15 protein-coding genes are annotated in these 18036 nt (G+C 71.3%); 11 read left to right on the forward strand and 4 right to left on the reverse strand.

All coding sequences use genetic code 11. The annotated features are described in order from the left end of the window. The first annotated feature begins 167 nt into the window (after window positions 1-167). The 6 genes from ftsZ (at window position 168) to ACZ45Z_RS20695 (ending at window position 5126) form a co-directional block, all read left to right on the forward strand. Window positions 168-1388 (forward strand): cell division protein FtsZ, encoded by a 1221-nt coding sequence (gene ftsZ / locus ACZ45Z_RS20670; protein WP_468364245.1) that lies wholly within the window; start codon window positions 168-170, stop codon window positions 1386-1388. A gap of 13 nt (window positions 1389-1401) precedes the next feature. Continuing rightward, window positions 1402-2136: a peptidoglycan editing factor PgeF gene (pgeF, locus tag ACZ45Z_RS20675; protein ID WP_468364247.1), complete on the forward strand. Its 735-nt coding sequence runs from the start codon at window positions 1402-1404 to the stop codon at window positions 2134-2136. A gap of 3 nt (window positions 2137-2139) precedes the next feature. Beyond that, window positions 2140-2874 carry a YggS family pyridoxal phosphate-dependent enzyme gene (locus ACZ45Z_RS20680; protein ID WP_468364250.1) on the forward strand — a complete coding sequence of 245 codons (735 nt, stop codon included), beginning with the start codon at window positions 2140-2142 and terminating at the stop codon, window positions 2872-2874. 123 nt (window positions 2875-2997) lie between these two features. Continuing rightward, window positions 2998-3618: a cell division protein SepF gene (locus ACZ45Z_RS20685; protein ID WP_468364252.1), complete on the forward strand. Its 621-nt coding sequence runs from the start codon at window positions 2998-3000 to the stop codon at window positions 3616-3618. A 67-nt stretch (window positions 3619-3685) separates the two neighbouring features. Further along, complete coding sequence (locus ACZ45Z_RS20690; RefSeq protein WP_393892293.1) at window positions 3686-3979, forward strand: YggT family protein; 294 nt, start codon at window positions 3686-3688, stop codon at window positions 3977-3979. A 49-nt stretch (window positions 3980-4028) separates the two neighbouring features. Continuing rightward, window positions 4029-5126: a DivIVA domain-containing protein gene (locus tag ACZ45Z_RS20695; protein ID WP_468364255.1), complete on the forward strand. Its 1098-nt coding sequence runs from the start codon at window positions 4029-4031 to the stop codon at window positions 5124-5126. A 162-nt stretch (window positions 5127-5288) separates the two neighbouring features. On the opposite strand, the gene ileS is transcribed toward ACZ45Z_RS20695, so the two are convergent. After that, window positions 5289-8438: an isoleucine--tRNA ligase gene (ileS, locus tag ACZ45Z_RS20700; RefSeq protein ID WP_468364257.1), complete on the reverse strand. Its 3150-nt coding sequence runs from the start codon at window positions 8436-8438 to the stop codon at window positions 5289-5291. A 627-nt stretch (window positions 8439-9065) separates the two neighbouring features. Between ileS and ACZ45Z_RS20705 the strand changes: the two genes are divergently transcribed. The 4 genes from ACZ45Z_RS20705 (at window position 9066) to ACZ45Z_RS20720 (ending at window position 13416) form a co-directional block, all read left to right on the forward strand. After that, window positions 9066-9848 (forward strand): TraR/DksA family transcriptional regulator, encoded by a 783-nt coding sequence (locus ACZ45Z_RS20705; protein WP_468364260.1) that lies wholly within the window; start codon window positions 9066-9068, stop codon window positions 9846-9848. Window positions 9849-10056: 208 nt separating this feature from the next. Further along, window positions 10057-10659 (forward strand): signal peptidase II, encoded by a 603-nt coding sequence (gene lspA, locus ACZ45Z_RS20710; RefSeq protein WP_468364263.1) that lies wholly within the window; start codon window positions 10057-10059, stop codon window positions 10657-10659. Between the two features lie 102 nt (window positions 10660-10761). Next, window positions 10762-11703, forward strand: coding sequence for an RluA family pseudouridine synthase (locus ACZ45Z_RS20715; protein ID WP_468364265.1), 942 nt, complete (start codon window positions 10762-10764; stop codon window positions 11701-11703). Between the two features lie 117 nt (window positions 11704-11820). After that, window positions 11821-13416 carry a Na+/H+ antiporter gene (locus ACZ45Z_RS20720; protein WP_468364268.1) on the forward strand — a complete coding sequence of 532 codons (1596 nt, stop codon included), beginning with the start codon at window positions 11821-11823 and terminating at the stop codon, window positions 13414-13416. Between the two features lie 19 nt (window positions 13417-13435). Here the strand turns inward: ACZ45Z_RS20720 and ACZ45Z_RS20725 are convergent, their stop codons facing one another. After that, window positions 13436-14530, reverse strand: a complete 1095-nt coding sequence (locus tag ACZ45Z_RS20725) for a mechanosensitive ion channel family protein (protein WP_468364804.1) — start codon at window positions 14528-14530, stop codon at window positions 13436-13438. 116 nt (window positions 14531-14646) lie between these two features. Between ACZ45Z_RS20725 and ACZ45Z_RS20730 the strand changes: the two genes are divergently transcribed. Continuing rightward, window positions 14647-15258 (forward strand): dienelactone hydrolase family protein, encoded by a 612-nt coding sequence (locus tag ACZ45Z_RS20730; protein WP_468364270.1) that lies wholly within the window; start codon window positions 14647-14649, stop codon window positions 15256-15258. A gap of 55 nt (window positions 15259-15313) precedes the next feature. Here ACZ45Z_RS20730 and ACZ45Z_RS20735 read toward each other — a convergent pair whose 3' ends face one another. Further along, the gene (locus tag ACZ45Z_RS20735) at window positions 15314-16957 is read right to left on the reverse strand and encodes an alkaline phosphatase D family protein (RefSeq protein ID WP_468364273.1); all 1644 of its coding nucleotides are present in this window, start codon (window positions 16955-16957) and stop codon (window positions 15314-15316) included. 89 nt (window positions 16958-17046) lie between these two features. Continuing rightward, complete coding sequence (locus ACZ45Z_RS20740) at window positions 17047-18000, reverse strand: thioredoxin domain-containing protein (protein WP_468364275.1); 954 nt, start codon at window positions 17998-18000, stop codon at window positions 17047-17049. Between the last annotated feature and the right edge of the window lie 36 nt (window positions 18001-18036).

The raw sequence follows: 18036 nt of genomic DNA on the forward strand, positions 1-18036 counted from the left end.
CTCGTTCCAAAGGGACTATGGAACTACCAAGGAACACGGACACAGGTAACCCTAAAGTTCAACGTTAGGGTTCGGGTCGGCGATACGGACCGTCCCAATCGGCATCAGTCGGCGTCCACACGCAATGTGCGGCGACGACACGTAACTCGAGGCGAGAGGCCTTCGACGTGGCAGCACCGCAGAACTACCTCGCAGTCATCAAGGTCGTCGGCATCGGCGGCGGTGGCGTGAACGCCATCAACCGGATGATCGAGGTCGGGCTCAAGGGCGTCGAGTTCATCGCGATCAACACCGATGCGCAGGCGTTGCTGATGAGCGACGCCGACGTCAAGCTCGACGTCGGCCGCGAAATGACGCGCGGACTCGGCGCGGGCGCCAACCCGGACGTGGGGCGCAAGGCGGCCGAGGACCACCGCGAGGAGATCGAGGAGGTCCTCAAGGGGGCCGACATGGTCTTCGTGACCGCGGGCGAGGGCGGCGGCACCGGCACCGGTGGCGCGCCCGTCGTCGCCAACATCGCCCGTTCGCTCGGGGCCCTGACCATCGGTGTGGTCACCCGGCCCTTCACCTTCGAGGGCCGCCGCCGCGCCAACCAGGCCGAGGACGGCATCGCCCAGTTGCGCGAAGAGGTCGACACCCTCATCGTCATCCCGAACGACCGGCTGCTGTCCATCTCGGACCGCCAGGTGAGCGTGCTCGACGCGTTCAAGTCCGCGGACCAGGTGCTGCTGTCGGGTGTCCAGGGCATCACCGACCTGATCACCACACCGGGTCTGATCAACCTCGACTTCGCCGACGTCAAGTCCGTGATGTCGGAGGCCGGATCGGCCCTGATGGGCATCGGCTCGGCGCGCGGCGACGACCGCGCGGTGGCGGCGGCGGAGATGGCGATCTCCTCGCCGCTCCTGGAAGCCTCCATCGACGGCGCCCGCGGGGTGCTGCTCTCCATCTCCGGTGGCTCCGACCTCGGTCTCTTCGAGATCAACGAGGCCGCGCAACTGGTCAGCGAGGCGGCGCACCCCGAGGCGAACATCATCTTCGGCGCGGTCATCGACGACGCGCTGGGTGACGAGGTCCGGGTGACCGTGATCGCCGCGGGTTTTGACGGAGGGCAGCCGCCTGCCCGCCGTGACTCGCAGTCGGGCCTGTCGGCCGCCAAGCGCGAGGAGCCGGCGCCGGCTCCGAGCCGTCCGGCCGCGCCGGCCGAGCCCCGCTCGTCGTCCTTCGGAGGTCTCGGCTCGGTCCCGGTCCGCGAGGAGCCGGCCGAGTCCGCGTCCTCGCTCGGCGAGGTGCCGGCGCCCCCGGCGAGCGCCCCGCAGGTTCCCCCGGCCCGTCCGTACTCGGACTCCGCGGCCGAGGAACTGGACGTCCCCGACTTCCTGAAGTAGCCGAAGACACCACGTGATAGGGCAACAGCACCACGAGAGCGGCGCGCATTTCGCCTTCACCGACAGGTGGGGCGGGGTGAGCGCCGCTCCGTATGACGAGCTCAACCTGGGCGGCGCGGTCGGCGACGACCCGGAGGCCGTACGGACCAACCGCGAACTCGCCGCCAAGGAACTCGGCCTCGACCCGACCGGTGTGGTCTGGATGAACCAGGTGCACGGCCGGGACGTGGCGGTGGTCGACGGGCCGTGGCGCACGGCCGAGGTCCCCTGCGTCGACGCGGTCGTGACCGCCCGTCGGGGTCTCGCGCTCGCCGTCCTGACCGCCGACTGCACGCCGGTCCTCCTGGCCGATCCGGTCGCCGGGATCGCGGGCGCCGCCCACGCCGGCCGGCCCGGCCTGGTCGCCGGGGTGGTCCCGGCGGCCGTCGAGGCGATGACCGCCCTCGGCGCGCGGCCGGACCGGATCCTCGCGCGCACCGGACCCTCGGTGTGCGGACGGTGCTACGAAGTGCCCGCGGCGATGCGGGACGAGGTGGCCGCGGCGGTGCCGTCGGCACGGGCGACGACCCGGTGGGGTACGCCCGCGGTGGACGTCACCGCGGGGGTGCGGGCCCAACTCGCCGCGGCGGGTGTGTCGGTTGGTGAGGATTCCCACATTTGTACGCTGGAGTCCCCCGACCACTTCTCTTACCGGCGTGACCGCACCACGGGGCGGCTCGCGAGTTACGTATGGCTTGGGAGCGACTGAGCTGTGACGGAAGACCGCAGGACCGAACTGGCCGACAACCTGGCCAGGGTGGAGAACCGTATCTCCGCCGCGTGCGCCAAGGCCGGCCGCCCGCGGGAAGAAGTAACCCTGATCGTGGTCACCAAGACCTACCCCGCGAGCGATGTCCGGCTGCTCGCGGAGTTGGGTGTGCGTCATGTCGCGGAAAATCGCGATCAGGATGCGGCACCCAAGGCCGCCGAATGCGCCGATCTGCCCGTTAGTTGGCACTTCGTCGGTCAATTGCAGACCAATAAGGTGCGGTCTGTGGCACGTTATGCCGATGTGGTCCAGTCGGTCGACCGTCCCAAGCTCGTCACCGCGCTGTCGAGGGAAGCCGTCCGCGCGGGGCGCGAGCTGGGGTGCCTGATCCAGGTGGGACTTGACGCCGAGTCGGGGCACGCGGCGGGCGGCATCGCCGAACGCGGCGGGGTGGCGCCGGACGGCGTCCCCGCGCTCGCCGAGGCGATCGCGGCCGCCCAAGGTCTGCGCCTGGACGGGGTGATGACCGTCGCCCCGCTGGCCGGGCCGTACGCCGGACGCCAACTCGCCGCTTTCGAGCGATTGCTGGAAATCTCATCCCACCTGCGCGCAACCCATCCTGCTGCCAACATGGTGTCAGCGGGTATGAGCGCGGACCTCGAAGAAGCCGTGGCGGCCGGGGCGACACATGTGCGCGTCGGCACTGCGGTACTCGGTGTCCGACCACGGCTCCGGTAACGTCGCCAAGCAAGTCGGACCACAGCACAAAATATGGTCATTCCCGCAAAAAGCGGGCAGGCCGAGTGGATCCAAGGCACCCGGTGACGGAGCCGATCCACCACAGAGCGGAGGACGCAGAGAATGGCCGGCGCGATGCGCAAGATGGCGGTCTACCTCGGCCTCGTGGAGGACGATGGGTACGACGGCCGGGGTTTCGACCCCGACGACGAGTTCGAGCCCGAGCTTGATCCGGAACCGGACCGGGGGCGGCGGCAACAGCACCAAGTGCAGGCCGAAACGCGCCCGGAACGGGAGGAACCGGCCCGAGTTGTCCAGCCTCCGGCGCAGCGCGAACCCGCTCCTCTGGCCGCGGAAAGCGGACGACCCGCGCGAATCGCCCCCGTGGCGTCCATCACACCCGACCGTCCCAATTTGGAGAAGAACGCCCCGGTGATCATGCCCAAGGTTGTGTCCGAGCGGGAGCCGTACCGCATCACCACACTTCACCCCCGGACCTACAACGAAGCCCGTACCATCGGGGAACACTTCCGTGAGGGCACTCCGGTGATCATGAATCTCACGGAGATGGATGACACCGACGCGAAGCGACTTGTCGACTTTGCCGCCGGTCTCGTCTTCGGCCTGCACGGCAGCATTGAGCGGGTGACGCAGAAGGTGTTCCTGTTGTCGCCTGCTAACGTCGATGTCACGGCGGAGGACAAGGCCCGTATCGCAGAGGGCGGGTTCTTCAACCAGAGCTGAGACGCAACACCGGGCACACCGGGCCGCGAAGGCCAACACAGGACGCAAGGGGAGAGGGAAGCGCGAGATGAGTGTCGCTGGTCAGGTGATCTATATCGCGCTGTACTGCTTCCTGATCGTGTTGATCTTCAGGCTGGTGATGGACTATGTCTTCCAGTTCGCCCGTTCATGGCAACCCGGCAAGGCGATGGTGGTCGTTCTGGAGGCCACCTACACTGTCACCGATCCGCCACTCAAGCTTCTGCGGCGGGTCATCCCGCCGCTGCGTCTCGGGGGCGTGGCGCTCGACCTGTCCTTCTTCGTATTGATGATCATCGTCTACATCCTGATCACCGTCGTCAGGTCGGTGTTGTTGGTGTGAACGAGACGGTCTTGCCGATTGCCGACGACTACGTTGAGGTGAAGTAGAGATGCCGTTGACCCCCGAGGACGTGCGGAACAAGCAGTTCACGACCGTCCGCCTTCGAGAAGGCTATGACGAGGACGAGGTCGATGCCTTCCTCGATGAGGTCGAAGCCGAACTGACCCGCCTTCTGCGGGAGAACGAGGACCTGCGCGCCAAGCTGGCCGCCGCCACCCGCGCGGCCGCACAGAACCAGCAGCAGCAGGGCATGCGCAAGGGCCCGGAGCAGCAGGACCAGCAGCAGCGTCCGGGTGCCCCGGTGCCCGCCGCCATATCCGGTCCGCAGCCGGTCCCGCCGCAGCAGCAGGGGATGGGTGGCCCGCCCCAACTGCCCGGTGGTGCACCGCAACTGCCTCCCGGTCCTGGTGGCCACGGTCCGCAGGGTCCGCACGGTCCCGGCCCGATGGGTCCCGGTGGCCCTCTGGGCATGGGTGGTCCCGGCGGTCAGCAGCAGTTGCCGCAGGCTCCCCAGCAGGGTGGCCCCGGCGGTGACAGTGCCGCGCGGGTGCTGTCGCTGGCACAGCAGACCGCCGACCAGGCGATCGCGGAGGCCCGTTCCGAGGCCAACAAGATCGTCGGCGAGGCGCGCAGCCGTGCCGAGGGCCTGGAGCGGGACGCCCGCGCCAAGGCCGACGCGCTGGAGCGGGACGCGCAGGAGAAGCACCGCGTGGCGATGGGCTCGCTGGAGTCGGCCCGCGCGACGCTGGAGCGCAAGGTCGAGGACCTGCGCGGCTTCGAGCGCGAGTACCGCACGCGTCTGAAGTCCTACCTGGAGAGCCAGCTCCGCCAGCTGGAGAACCAGTCGGACGACTCGCTGGCCCCGCCGCGGACCCCGGCGGCCGCCTCGTTGCCGCCGTCGCCGTCGATGGCGTCGGCCGGTGCGGGCACCATGGGGGGTAACCACACCATGGGTGGCGGCCAGACGATGGGCGGCAACCACTCGATGGGCGGCCCCTCCGGCGGCGGTCCGTCCTACGGCGGCCAGCAGCAGATGTCACCGGCGATGACCCAGCCGATGGCACCGGTGCGGCCGCAGAGCCCGCAGCCGATGCAGCAGGCGCCGTCGCCGATGCGTGGCTTCCTCATCGACGAGGACGACAACTGAGGGCCGCTCAGCGCAGCGCGTCGGTAGTCAGGGCCGGGCCCCGAGGGATCTCCCTCGGGGCCCGGCCCTTTCGCGACCGGAGCCGGTCCCGCCCCGGGCCCGCGGATACGGAGAAGCCCCCGACGCCGACGGCGCCGGGGGCTTCCCTGGTGAGGCGGACGCTTACGCCTTGCGGAGACGGAAGGTGAGCGCCAGGCTCTCGTCCGTGAACGGCTCGCCGAAGCCGGCGGCGGCGTCCTCGCCGGCCTCGTCGCTCTCGAAGGAGGTGGCGAGCACCTCGTCGGAGATCAGGCCGGCGTGGTCGGTCAGCGCCGTCCGCACCTCCTCGTCGGTGGACCGCCAGCGCAGCGCGATCCGGTCGGCGACGTCCAGCCCGCTGTTCTTGCGGGCCTCCTGGATCAGCCGGATGGCGTCGCGGGCCAGGCCCGCCCGGCGCAGCTCCGGGGTGATCTCCAGGTCCAGCGCGACCGTCGCACCGGAGTCGGAGGCCACCGACCAGCCCTCGCGCGGGGTCTCGGTGATGATGACCTCGTCGGGCGCGAGGGTGACGGTCTCGCCGTCGACCTCCACGCTCGCGGTGCCCTCACGCAGCGCGAGCGAGAGCGCCGCGGCGTCCGCGCCGGCGACGGCCTTGGCGACCGCCTGGACGCCCTTGCCGAAGCGCTTGCCCAGGGCACGGAAGTTCGCCTTGGCGGTGGTGTCGACCAGTGAGCCCCCGACCTCGGAGAGTGAGGCGAGCGAGCTGACGTTGAGCTCCTCGGCGATCTGCGCGCGAAGGTCCTCGGACAGCTCCGCGAAGCCGGCGGCGGCCACCAGGGCGCGCGAGAGCGGCTGGCGGGTCTTCACGCCGGACTCGGCGCGGGTCGCGCGTCCCAGCTCGACCAGTCGCCGCACCAGCAGCATCTGCGCGGACAGCGCCGGGTCGATGAGGGCGGTGTCGGCTACCGGCCAGGTGGACAGGTGGACGGAGTCCGGGGCGTCCGGGCTGACCGGCACGACCAGGTCCTGCCAGACCCGCTCGGTGATGAACGGGGTGAGCGGCGCCATCAGGCGGGTGACCGTCTCGATGACCTCGTGCAGGGTGCGCAGCGCGGCCGCGTCGCCCTGCCAGAAGCGGCGGCGGGAGCGGCGGACGTACCAGTTGGAGAGGTCGTCGACGAAGGAGGACAGGAGCTTGCCGGCCCGCTGGGTGTCGTACGCCTCCAGGGCGGTGGTGACCTCGCCGACCAGGGTGTTCAGCTCGCCCAGCAGCCAGCGGTCCAGCAGCGGGCGGTCGGCCGGGGCCGGGTCGGCCGCCGACGGCGCCCACCGGGAGGTGCGGGCGTACAGCGCCTGGAAGGCGACGGTGTTCCAGTACGTCAGCAGGGTCTTGCGGACGACTTCCTGGATGGTGCCGTGACCCACCCGGCGAGCCGCCCAGGGAGAGCCGCCGGCCGCCATGAACCAGCGGACCGCGTCGGCGCCGTGCTCGTCCATGAGCGGGATCGGCTGGAGGATGTTGCCCAGGTGCTTGGACATCTTCCGGCCGTCCTCGGCCAGGATGTGGCCCAGGCAGACGACGTTCTCGTAGCTCGACTTGTCGAAGACGAGGGTGCCGACGGCCATCAGGGTGTAGAACCAGCCGCGCGTCTGGTCGATGGCCTCCGAGATGAACTGCGCCGGGTAGCGCTTCTCGAACAGCTCCTTGTTGCGGTACGGGTAGCCCCACTGCGCGAACGGCATCGACCCGGAGTCGTACCAGGCGTCGATGACCTCCGGTACGCGGGTCGCGGTCCCCTGGCACGTCGGGCAGGCGAAGGTGACGTCGTCGATGAAGGGGCGGTGCGGGTCGAGGCCGGACTGGTCGGTGCCGGTCAGCTCGGTCAGCTCGGCGAGCGAGCCGACGCAGGTGAGGTGGTCCTCCTCGCAGCGCCAGATGGGCAGCGGGGTGCCCCAGTAGCGGTTGCGCGAGAGTGCCCAGTCGATGTTGTTGTTCAGCCAGTCGCCGAAGCGGCCGTGCTTGACCGAGTCGGGGAACCAGTTGGTGTTCTCGTTCTCCCGCAGCAGGGCGTCCTTGACCGCGGTGGTGCGGATGTACCAGGACGGCTGGGCGTAGTAGAGCAGCGCGGTGTGGCAGCGCCAGCAGTGCGGGTAGCTGTGCTCGTAGGCGACGTGCCGGAAGAGCAGGCCGCGGGCTTCGAGGTCGGCGACCAGGGCCCCGTCGGCCTTCTTGAAGAACTGCCCGCCCACCAGCGGCAGGGCCTCCTCGAAGGTGCCGTCGGGGCGGACCGGGTTGACCACCGGCAGGTCGTACGCCTTGCAGGTCTTGAGGTCGTCCTCACCGAAGGCGGGGGCCTGGTGGACGAGGCCGGTGCCGTCCTCGGTCGTGACGTAGTCGGCGTTGACGACGAAGTGGGCGCCCTCCAGCTCGACGAGGGCGAACGGGCGCTCGTAGGCCCAGCGCTCCATCTCGCGGCCGGTGAAGGACTCGCCGGTGGCGGACCACCCCTCGCCCAGGGCCTTGCCCAGCAGCGGCTCGGCGACCACCAGCCGCTCGGTGCCGTCGGTGGCGACGACATAGGTGACGTCGGGGTGCGCGGCGACCGCGGTGTTCGACACCAGCGTCCAGGGGGTCGTCGTCCACACCAGCAGCGACGCCTGGCCGGCCAGCGGGCCGGAGGTCAGCGGGAGCCGGACGAAGACGGAGGGGTCGACGACCGTTTCGTAGCCCTGGGCCAGCTCGTGGTCCGACAGGCCGGTGCCGCAGCGCGGGCACCAGGGGGCGACGCGGTGGTCCTGGACCAGCAGGCCCTTGTTGAAGATCTCCTTCAGCGACCACCAGACCGACTCGATGTAGTCGGGGTCCATGGTGCGGTACGGGGAGTCGAGGTCGGTCCAGTAGCCCATACGGGTCGTGAGCGCGGCGAAGGCGTCGGTGTGGCGGGTCACCGACTCGCGGCACTTGGCGTTGAACTCGGCGATGCCGTACGCCTCGATGTCCTGCTTGCCGTTGAAGCCCAGCTCCTTCTCCACGGCCAGCTCGACCGGGAGGCCGTGGCAGTCCCAGCCGGCCTTGCGGCCGACGTGGTAGCCCTGCATCGTGCGGAACCGGGGGAAGACGTCCTTGAAGACGCGGGCCTCGATGTGGTGGGCGCCGGGCATGCCGTTGGCGGTCGGGGGGCCTTCGTAGAACACCCACTCGGGCCGTCCCTCGGACTGCTGGAGGGTACGGGCGAAGACCTTCTGCTCCTGCCAGAAATCGAGCACGGCGTGCTCGAGGGCGGGAAGGTCTACCTGGGCGGGCACCTGGCGGTACTGGGGCTGCGGACTCATCGGGGTCTTCCTCCGGGCGGACACCTGCTGCTTCTCCGTCCGGAGGGACGAGAGCGCCTGCGCTCCCGCGGTACCACCCTCCTTGGCGGTGCCTGCGCACCGCCCCCTCATTGGGGTCGCGCTGCCGGTTCTACTCGCCCCGGGAACTCCCGTGGCTTTCTTCCGACGGCTCCGGGCTGATCTTCACGTCGCGCACGCCCCCGGGCTCGCACCGTCCCCGGATCGCTACTGGCTGCGTACGACGCTACTCGTCCCATCAACGCCTCTCGCTGGGCTTCAGTGTACGGGGCGGCGGGGCGGGCGGCCGACCGGATTTCCGTCCGGCCGGCGGGCGGCGACCCGGGGGCGGCGCCGGGCGCGCGGCCACGGAGGCCGAGGGTGACCCGAATGGCCAGACGGCGGGCGCCCGGCATCCGGAGCGCCCCCGCGGGCGGTGCGGTGGCACGGGGCTGCCCGGTCACCTGGCGGTTACCGGGCGGGGAGCGGGGCACAACCGAGGCAGACCGCAGTTCCGGGCGGGGCGGTCGGCCCGCCGGGCGGTGCGTCCCGTTGCCGCGTGCCGCGCGGCGATTTATCGTTCCCGTCACGATTCGCGCACAAGATCACATATGTGAAGGGGTCGCGGCCATGGTGGCGAAAAAGACCGCCGCGGAGCAGAGCACGACGCCTGCCGACGAGGCCGTCGCGAAGCAGCCCGCACCGATCACGACAGCTCCGGCGAAGAAGGCCGCGGCCAAGAAGGCGGCACCCGTGAAGGCCGCGGCGAAGAAGGCGGCCGCGAAGAAGACGCCGCCGAAGAAGGCCGCGGCCAAGAAGTCCCCGGCGAAGAAGTCCCCGGTGAAGAAGACGGCCGCCGAGCAGGCGGCGCGGAAGAAGACCGCGGCCAAGAAGGCCGCGGTGCCCGCGAAGAAGACGGGAGCCAAGACGGTGGTGGCGAAGAAGACTGCGGCCGAGGAGGCCGGGGCGCACAGCGACGACTCCGCGGTGCCACAGGCCCGCGTGGCGGCGGCGCCCGACGAGCTCGCCGTACGACCCGGCGAGGAGCCCTGGACGCCGGACGAGGTGGCCGAGGCGCGGGCCGCGCTGCTGAGGGAGGTGGAGCGGCTGACCACCGAGATCGCCGCGTCCGAGGCCGCCGTCGCCGGGCTGATGCGCGACTCCGGCGACGGCGCCGGGGACGACGAGGCCGACACCGGCACCAAGAACATCACCCGCGAACACGAACTGGCGCTCGCCTCCAACGCCCGCGAGATGCTGCTCCAGAACGAGCGGGCCCTGAGCAAGCTGGACGCGGGCACCTACGGACTGTGCGAGAACTGCGGCAAGCCGATCGGCAAGGCCCGCATGCAGGCGTTCCCCCGCGCGACCCTGTGCGTGGAGTGCAAACAGAAGCAGGAGCGGCGCACCTGACGCCGCCGCCCGTCCGCGCCCCGGCACACCCGTAACGGCCACGGCCGTACGGGTGTGCCGTACCCTCGTGCGCAGAGCCTGTCCGGGCAACCGCGGGCCGGGGGCAGCGGGCACCATCGCCGCGGAGCCTTCCGGCCGGGGCGCCGTGCGCGGGCTCTCAAGCCAGGCGTGGCCTGGCCGCGGATTCGACGGGCTGAGGGACTCACACGTGGCAGAGGCGGAACGCATCACCGGTACGCCGGAATCCGAATCGGGTTCCGGAGCGGATCCCGCTGCGGGATCCGAAGGGGGACAGCCGGCGGAGCCGGAGCGGGGCACCGGCCGGGGCAAGCGGCGGATCCTCGCGCTGCTCCTTGTCGCCGCCCTCGTCTACATGCTCGACCTGGGCAGCAAGCTGCTCGTGGTCGCCAAGCTGGAGCACCACGCGCCGATCGAGGTCATCGGGACGCTGCTCCGGTTCGAGGTGATCCGCAACCGCGGTGCCGCGTTCAGCATCGGCGAGGCGCTGACGATCTTCCTGACGATCATCGCGACGGCCGTGATCATCGTCATCGCCCGCATCGCGCGCAAGCTCTACAGCCTGCCCTGGGCCATCGCCCTCGGACTGCTGCTCGGCGGTGCCTTCGGCAACCTCACCGACCGCGTCTTCCGCTCGCCGGGCGTCTTCGAGGGCGCGGTGGTCGACTTCATCGCCCCGGCGCACTTCGCGGTGTTCAACCTCGCCGACTCCGCGATCGTCTGCGGCGGCATCCTGATCGTGATCCTCTCCTTCCGCGGCCTGGACCCCGACGGCACGATCCACAAGGACTGAGGCGGGGCCGGAACCCTTGCGCGGCGGCCGCGCGGACCGGCCCCGGGGGCCCGGTGGCGGCCGCCGGGCGGGGCACCGTGTCGCGACTGCCATACTCGTGGGGTGAGCACCGTTCCCGAGATCCGCACCCTGCCCGTACCGGACGGCCTGGAGGGCGAGCGCGTCGACGCCGCGCTGGCCCGCATGTTCGGCTTTTCCCGTACGAAGGCGGCCGAGCTCGCCGCGGCCGGAAAGGTCCGGGTCGACGGATCCGAGGTGATGAAGTCCGAGCGGGTGCACGGCGGTGCCTGGCTGGAGGTCGAGATGCCGCGGGCCGCGCCGCCCGTGGAGGTCGTCGCCGAGCCCGTCGACGGCATGGAGATCGTGCATGACGACGACGACATCGTCGTGATCGTCAAGCCCGTCGGCGTCGCCGCGCACCCCAGCCCCGGCTGGAGCGGCACCACCGTCATCGGCGGCCTCGCCGCGGCCGGCTACCGCATCTCCACCTCCGGCGCCGCCGAGCGCCAGGGCATCGTGCACCGCCTCGACGTCGGCACCTCCGGCCTGATGGTCGTCGCCAAGTCCGAGCGCGCCTACACCCTGCTCAAGCAGCAGTTCCGCGAGCGCACGGTCGACAAGCGCTACCACGCCCTCGTCCAGGGCCACCCGGACCCGATGAGCGGCACCATCGACGCCCCCATCGGCCGGCACCCCCAGCACGACTACAAGTGGGCGGTGACGGCCGAGGGCAAGCCGTCGGTCACCCACTACGACCTCATCGAGGCGTTCCGGGCGGCCAGCCTGCTCGACATCAAGCTGGAGACCGGCCGTACCCACCAGATCCGGGTGCACATGGCCGCCCACCGCCACCCCTGCGTCGGCGACCTGACCTACGGCGCCGACCCCACGCTCGGCAAGCGGCTCGGCCTGGCCCGCCAGTGGCTGCACGCCATGCGGCTGGGCTTCGAGCACCCCTCCGACGGGAGCTGGGTGGAGTTCGAGAGCGCCTACCCCGACGACCTCCAGCACGCGCTGGACACCGTCCGCGCCGAGAGCGCGTAACCGCGGCACCGCGGCGGGCGGGGAGCGGGCCGGCGGTCCGGCGCGGCGGGCACGGCGCGCCGCCGTGGCAGGCTGGGGGGCGGAAGTGATCGGAACCGACCCCGGAGCGTAGCCACCGTGGACCAACTGGCTCTGATGTTCGTCCTGCTCCTCGGGGCCGTGGTCATGGTGCCGGTCGCTGACCGGCTGAGGCTGCCGTCGCCGGTGCTGATGACCCTCGGCGGGGCCGTCCTGGCGCTGCTGCCGTTCGTGCCCAACGTCGAGGTGCCGCCCGAGTTCATCCTTCCGCTGGTGCTGCCGCCGCTGCTGTACGCCGCGGTGCAGCGCACCTCCTGGCGCCAGTTCACGGCCAACCTGCGGCCGATCTTCCTGCTCGCCGTCGCCCTGGTCTTCGCCACCATGGCCGCCGTCGCCGCGGTCGCGCAGGCCGTGGTGCCCGGTATGCCGCTGGCCGCGGCCGCCGTGCTCGGCGCGCTGGTCGCGCCGCCCGACCCGGTCGCCGCCACCGCCGTCGCCGGCAAGCTCGGGCTGCCCCGCCGGATGGTGTCCATCCTGGAGGGCGAGGGGCTGTTCAACGACGTCACCGCGATCGTCCTCTACCACGTGGCGCTCGCCGCGGCCGTCACCGGCACCTTCTCCGTCCCCGCCGCGCTCGGCTCCCTCGTCCTGTCGGCGGTGGTCGCCATAGCGGTCGGGCTGGTGATCGGCTGGGTGGCCAACAAGCTGATGGGACTGCTGGACGATCCGACCCTCCAGATCGGCCTGACGCTCCTGGTGCCGTTCGTCGCCTACGTCCTGGCCGAGGAGTTCCGCGGCTCCGGCGTCCTGGCGGTGCTGACCTGCGCGCTCTTCCTGGCCGAGTACGCCGTCGACGCCGACGACGTGCTGGGCCGGCTCGCCGGCTACACCTTCTGGGAGGTCGTCGACACCCTCGTCACCGGCGTCGCGTTCGGCCTGATCGGCCTGGAGCTGCACAACATCTTCGGGACGGCGTCCGGCCGTTGGGGACAGATGCTCGGCGCCGGCGCGGCCGTCGTCGGCGTGGTCGTCGCCGTCCGCCTGCTGTGGCTGCTGCCCGCCGCCTGGCTGGCCAAGCGGCTGCACAAGCGCCGGGACTACGACGAGGACATCCCGATGACCCATCGCGAGACCCTGATCATGTGGTGGTCGGGGATGCGCGGGGTGGCCTCGGTGGCGCTGGCGCTGGCCGTTCCGTACACCGTCGACGGCGGCGGCGACTTCCCCGCCCGCGACGAGATCCTCTTCATCGCCTTCGCGGTGGTCCTGACCACCCTCGTCGTCCAGGGCCTGTCGCTGCCCTGGCTGGTGCGCCGCCTGGGGGTACGGGCCGACGCCGACGTCGAGGACGCGCTGGAACGGGAGCTGGCGGTGCGGGTGGTCAAGGCGTCCAAGCGGCGGCTGCGCGAGATCATGGCCGTCGAGGAGCTGTCCGACGAGGTCAGCGACCAACTCGCCCGCCGCGCCTACGACATCGGCGCCCGCATCGCCCCGGACATCGTCGACGAGGAGCGGCGCGAACACTTCGAGGCGCGCCTGACGCGGATGAAGAAGGTCCAGCGCATCCAGGGCGAGATGCTCTCCGCCGCCCGGCACGAGGTGCTCGCCGCCCGCAGCGAGCCGGGCGCCGACCCGGAGATCGTGGACCGGGTGCTGCGCCATCTGGACATGCGGAGCCTGCGCGGCACGCCGTGAGGGGGGACCGGGCGGACGGTCAGCGGTCGGACCCGCGCGGGCCGCCCCGCTCCTCCTGACCGCGGCCCAGGGCCCGGTATTCGGGCGCCTCGGCGGTGCTGATCCGCGGCAGCGCGTAGGAATGCTCGGCGCGCAGCCACTCGATCATCTTCTCGCGGACCTGGCAGCGCACCGTCCAGACGGTGTCCGCGTCGCGCGCCGTCACCAGGGCGCGCACCACGATCGTGGTCGGCGTGGTGTCGGTGACCACCAGACTCCAGGCCCTCCCGTCCCAGTCCGCGCAGTCCTGGAGGATCTCGTGAAGCTGCTGGCGCATCTTCTCCACCGGCGCCGAGTGGTCGAGGTGGAACAGGACGGTGCCGGTCATCTGCGCGCCGCCGCGCGACCAGTTCTCGAACGGCTTGCCGGTGAAGTACGACACCGGCATCGTGATCCGCCGCTCGTCCCAGGTGCGGACGGTCAGGAACGTCAGCGTGATCTCCTCGACCGTGCCCCACTCCCCGTCCACGACGACGGTGTCGCCGATCCGCACCATGTCGCCGAAGGCGATCTGGAGGCCGGCGAAGAGGTTGCCGAGGGTGGACTGGGCGGCGATACCGGCGACGATGCCCAGCAGCCCGGCCGAGGCCAGCATGGACGTGCCGACCGCGCGCATCTCGGGGAACGTCAGCAGCATCGAGGCGGCCGCCACGACGATCACCACGGCCGTCACCACGCGCTGGATCAGCGTGACCTGCGTCCGCACCCGCCGCACCCGCGCGGCGTCCCGCGCGAGAGCCGCATAGCGGGTGTAGGACGACTCCACGATCGCCGCGGAGGCCCGCACGACCAGCCACGCGGTGGCCGCGATCAGCACCAGCGACAGGGTCCGGCCGATACCCACGGCATGCTGGTCGACGACGGTGAGCGCGCTCTCGTCGTACGAGCCGCGCAACAGCGCCGCGCAGAGCACCACTTGCAGCGGCATCCGGCAGCGCCGCAGCAGGCCCCACAGCGGGGTCTCGGGATGGGCGCCGTCGACGCGGCGCAGGGCCCGGTCGGCGAGCCAGACCAGGATGAGCGTGACGACGATCGAGCCGCCGATGACGGCGATCGGGCGCAGCACGTCGTCCAGGGACACGGTTTTCCTCCTCCGCGCGGGGGCGTGGTCGTCGGTGCGGTGTGCTTGTGCCGGTCCCCCCGACCGTAGCTGGCACGATGGGGGAAGTGCGATCCAACTCCAGGGAAGTGATGACAGTGCCGGCCTCCACCGAGCCCTCGACCAGCGGGTCCTCGACGATTGTCCTTTTTCATTCGGTGTGCGGGCTGCGGCCCGCGGTGCGCGCGGCGGCGGACCGGCTGCGCGCCGCCGGCCACGAGGTGATCGTCCCCGACCTGTTCGACGGCCGGACCGCCGACTCGGTGAGCGAGGGCATGGTCATCAAGGAGGAGATCGGCAAGGAGGAGCTGCTCAAGCGGGCCATCACGGCCGCCGCCCCCTACTCCGACCGCGGCCTGGTCTACGCCGGGTTCTCCTTCGGCGGCGCGGTCGCGCAGAACCTCGCGCTGGGTGACGAGAAGACCCGCGGGCTGCTCCTGCTGCACGGCACGTCCGACATCGCCGAGGACGCCGACGCGCACGACCTGCCGGTGCAGTTGCACGTCGCCGACCCCGACCCCTACGAGCCGCACGACTGGCTGAACGCCTGGTATCTGCGGATGCGCCGGGCCGGCGCGGACGTCGAGGTCTACCGCTACCCCGGCGCCGGCCACCTCTTCACCGACCCCGATCTGCCGGACCACGACGCGGAGGCGGCCGAGAGCGCCTGGAAGGTGGCGCTGGGGTTCCTGTCCGGCCTGTGAGCCGGGCGCCGGTGAGCCGCCGGACCCGGGGCCCGCGCTCACCGGCGCCGTCGGCTCAGCCCACCGGCCGGTCCGTACGCTCCACCCGCTGGGTGCCCGACAGCGTGCGGTAGGAGCGCAGCAGCCGGCTGGTGGCGCCGGGGTCGGTCCGGTCGGAGACGCCGAAGTAGTCCATCTGCGTGCGCTCGGCGCTGACGTCGAGGACGCCGTAGCCGTGCGAGTCCATGTCCAGCCATTTCACGTGCCGGTTGGCGGCCCTGATGGCGGCGACGCCGGCCAGCGAGACGGTGTGCGGGGCGACGTGCAGGAAGTCGTCGACGTTGTCGGAGGTGACGGAGGTGACCACGAACTCCGTCGCCACCGGCGCGGTCGCGGGGTAGGTGGCCGCCTTCAGCGGTACGTCGTTGGCCCAGGCCATGTGGATGTCGCCGGTCAGGAAGACGGTGTTGTCGATGCCGCGGTCGCTGAGGTGGCCGAGCAGCTCCCGGCGGTCGTCGGTGTAGCCGTCCCACTGGTCGGTGTTGATGGCCAGGCCCTCCTTGGGGATGCCGAGGATCTCGGCGAGCGGGCCCATCAGGTACGCGGGGAGGGAGCCGAAGGCGACCTGCGAGACCATCACGGATGTGCCGACCAGGCGCCAGGTGGCGTCGGAGCGTTCCAGTCCGGCCTTCAGCCAGTCGAGTTGGGCCCGGCCGGTCAGGGTGCGGCCCGGGTCGTCGACCGCCCCGCTGCCGGGCGCGGCCTGCGCGTCACGGAACGAGCGCAGGTCCAGCAGATGCAGGTCGGCCAGGGTGCCGAAGCGGAGCCTGCGGTAGGTCGTACCGGCCACCGACGGGCGGACCGGCATCCACTCGAAGTACGCCTGCTTCGCCGCGGCCATCCGCGCCGACCAGGAACCCTCGGTCTCCGGCGTGTGGTTGGCCGCCCCGCCCGACCAGGCGTTGTCGGCGAACTCGTGGTCGTCCCACATGGCGATGACCGGGTGCGCGGCGTGCAGGGCGAGGGCGTCGGGGTCGGTCTTGTGGACGCCGTGCCGGGTGCGGTAGTCGGCGAGGGTGAGCAGCTCGTGGGCGGGGGAGTGCGGGCGCACCACGTCTTTGAACGCCGGGTACTCGCCGGACTTGTACTCGTAGAGGTAGTCGCCGAGATGCAGCACCGCGTCGAGGTCCTTGCGGGCCGCCAGGTGGCGGTACGGCGAGAAGTACCCGGCCTCCCAGTTGGCGCAGGAGACCACGCCGAAGCGGACGTTGCCGGCCGCGGCGTCGGGGGCGGGGGCGGTGCGGGTGCGGCCGACGGGGGAGTGCTCGCCGGCCACGGTGAAGCGGTAGTAGTAGCGCGTGGCCGGGCGCAGGCCGCGGACGTCCGCCTTGACGGTGTGGTCCGCGGCCGCCGTGGCGGTCACGCTGCCCCGCGCCACCACGGAGGCGAACTCCGCGTCCGCCGCCACCTGCCAGCCCACCTCGGTGTCCGGGCCCCGTCCCGAACCCGGTATCGCCTCCGGGGCCGGCGTCACCCGGGTCCACAGCAGGATTCCGTCGGGCAGCGGATCACCGGAGGCGACCCCGTGCTGGAAGAACCGGCCCCGGCCCGGGCCTTGTTGGGCGTACGCGGTGGCGGCGCCGGCGAACGGCAGCAGGGCGGCGGTGGCGGCTACGGCCGTGACGGCCGTGCGGCGGGAGATCTGGTCATGATCGGTCACGGCCGCTCACCCTACTGGCCGGTAGGCGGGACCGGGAGGGCGCTGACCGGAATCCCGGAGAATTCGCCCACCCGTTCCCTGACCGGCACTCAGCGGGCGCCCGTGGGGTCCTTTTCGCCCTCCCGGATCCCGTTCGCGCCGCCGTCACCCTTGCCGTCGCTCTTGTCGGGCTTCGTCGTGTCCTTGCCCGCGCCCGTCCCCTTGGCCGGGCCGAACTCCCGGTCGATCATCTTCTTGAAGTTCGCCAGCGACAGCTTGTTGTACTCCGCCTGCGTCATCCGCCGCTGCGGGATCTCGTCCATCACCAGCTTCTTGTCACCGTGGAAGAAGGTCGGCGTGCCCTTGACGCCCTTGCGGCCGAACAGCGCCGTCATCTCCATCGTCCAGCGGTCGTAGGTGCCCTTGCGGACGGCCTCCGCGAACGCCTTGTCGCCCTTGAGCTCGGGGACCTCGCCCGCGATGCGGAGCAGCTCGGAGTCCTTGGCGTAGACGTCCTCCCGCTCGTCGGGGTGGTTCTTGGCGGAGTACAGCGCCGTCTTGTACTTCAAGAACGCCTCCGGGCTGACGTTCAGCGCCGCGCCGAGGGCGCTGAGCGCGTTCTTCGAGCCCTCGCCGCCGCCCGGCATGCCGTCGATGAACGAGTACAGGGTGAACCGCACCTTGTACCGGCCGTCCTTGATGTCCTTGAGCAGCGCCTCGCCGCTGCTCTGCTCGAACGCGGCACACGCCGGGCAGCGGATGTCCTCGAAGACCTCCAGCGTCTCCTCGGCGCTCTTGTCGCCTATCAGGATCTCGGTGCCGTTCTCTCCCTGGGTGTGGGCGGGCTTGACGAGCTTGGCCTCCTTGGCCGCCTCCCAGCCGGTGGGCTCGTTGGCCTTCATCACGGCGAAGCCGACGCCGCCGGCCAGCACCAGGACGCCGATCACGGAGCCGGCCACGACCAGTTGGCGGCGCAGCCGGTCCTTCTTCTTCTGCCGCTCGCGCTCGGCGCGGATCCGTTCGCGGGCCGCCGACTTGCCGGCCTGGCTGTTGCGTGCGCTCATGGGGGGTTCCCGGTTCTCTCGTACCTGCGGTGGGCT

The organism is Streptomyces sp. NPDC031210, from assembly GCF_055570395.1.

Bases quoted from the DNA above. Each gene is read 5' to 3' on its own strand.
- ACZ45Z_RS20685 (WP_468364252.1), top strand. From the start codon at position 2,998: ATGGCCGGCGCGATGCGCAAGATGGCGGTCTACCTCGGCCTCGTGGAG.
- ACZ45Z_RS20690 (WP_393892293.1), top strand. From the start codon at position 3,686: ATGAGTGTCGCTGGTCAGGTGATCTATATCGCGCTGTACTGCTTCCTG.
- ACZ45Z_RS20695 (WP_468364255.1), top strand. From the start codon at position 4,029: ATGCCGTTGACCCCCGAGGACGTGCGGAACAAGCAGTTCACGACCGTC.
- ileS (WP_468364257.1), bottom strand. From the start codon at position 8,438: ATGAGTCCGCAGCCCCAGTACCGCCAGGTGCCCGCCCAGGTAGACCTT.
- ACZ45Z_RS20705 (WP_468364260.1), top strand. From the start codon at position 9,066: ATGGTGGCGAAAAAGACCGCCGCGGAGCAGAGCACGACGCCTGCCGAC.
- ACZ45Z_RS20730 (WP_468364270.1), top strand. From the start codon at position 14,647: ATGACAGTGCCGGCCTCCACCGAGCCCTCGACCAGCGGGTCCTCGACG.
- ACZ45Z_RS20740 (WP_468364275.1), bottom strand. From the start codon at position 18,000: ATGAGCGCACGCAACAGCCAGGCCGGCAAGTCGGCGGCCCGCGAACGG.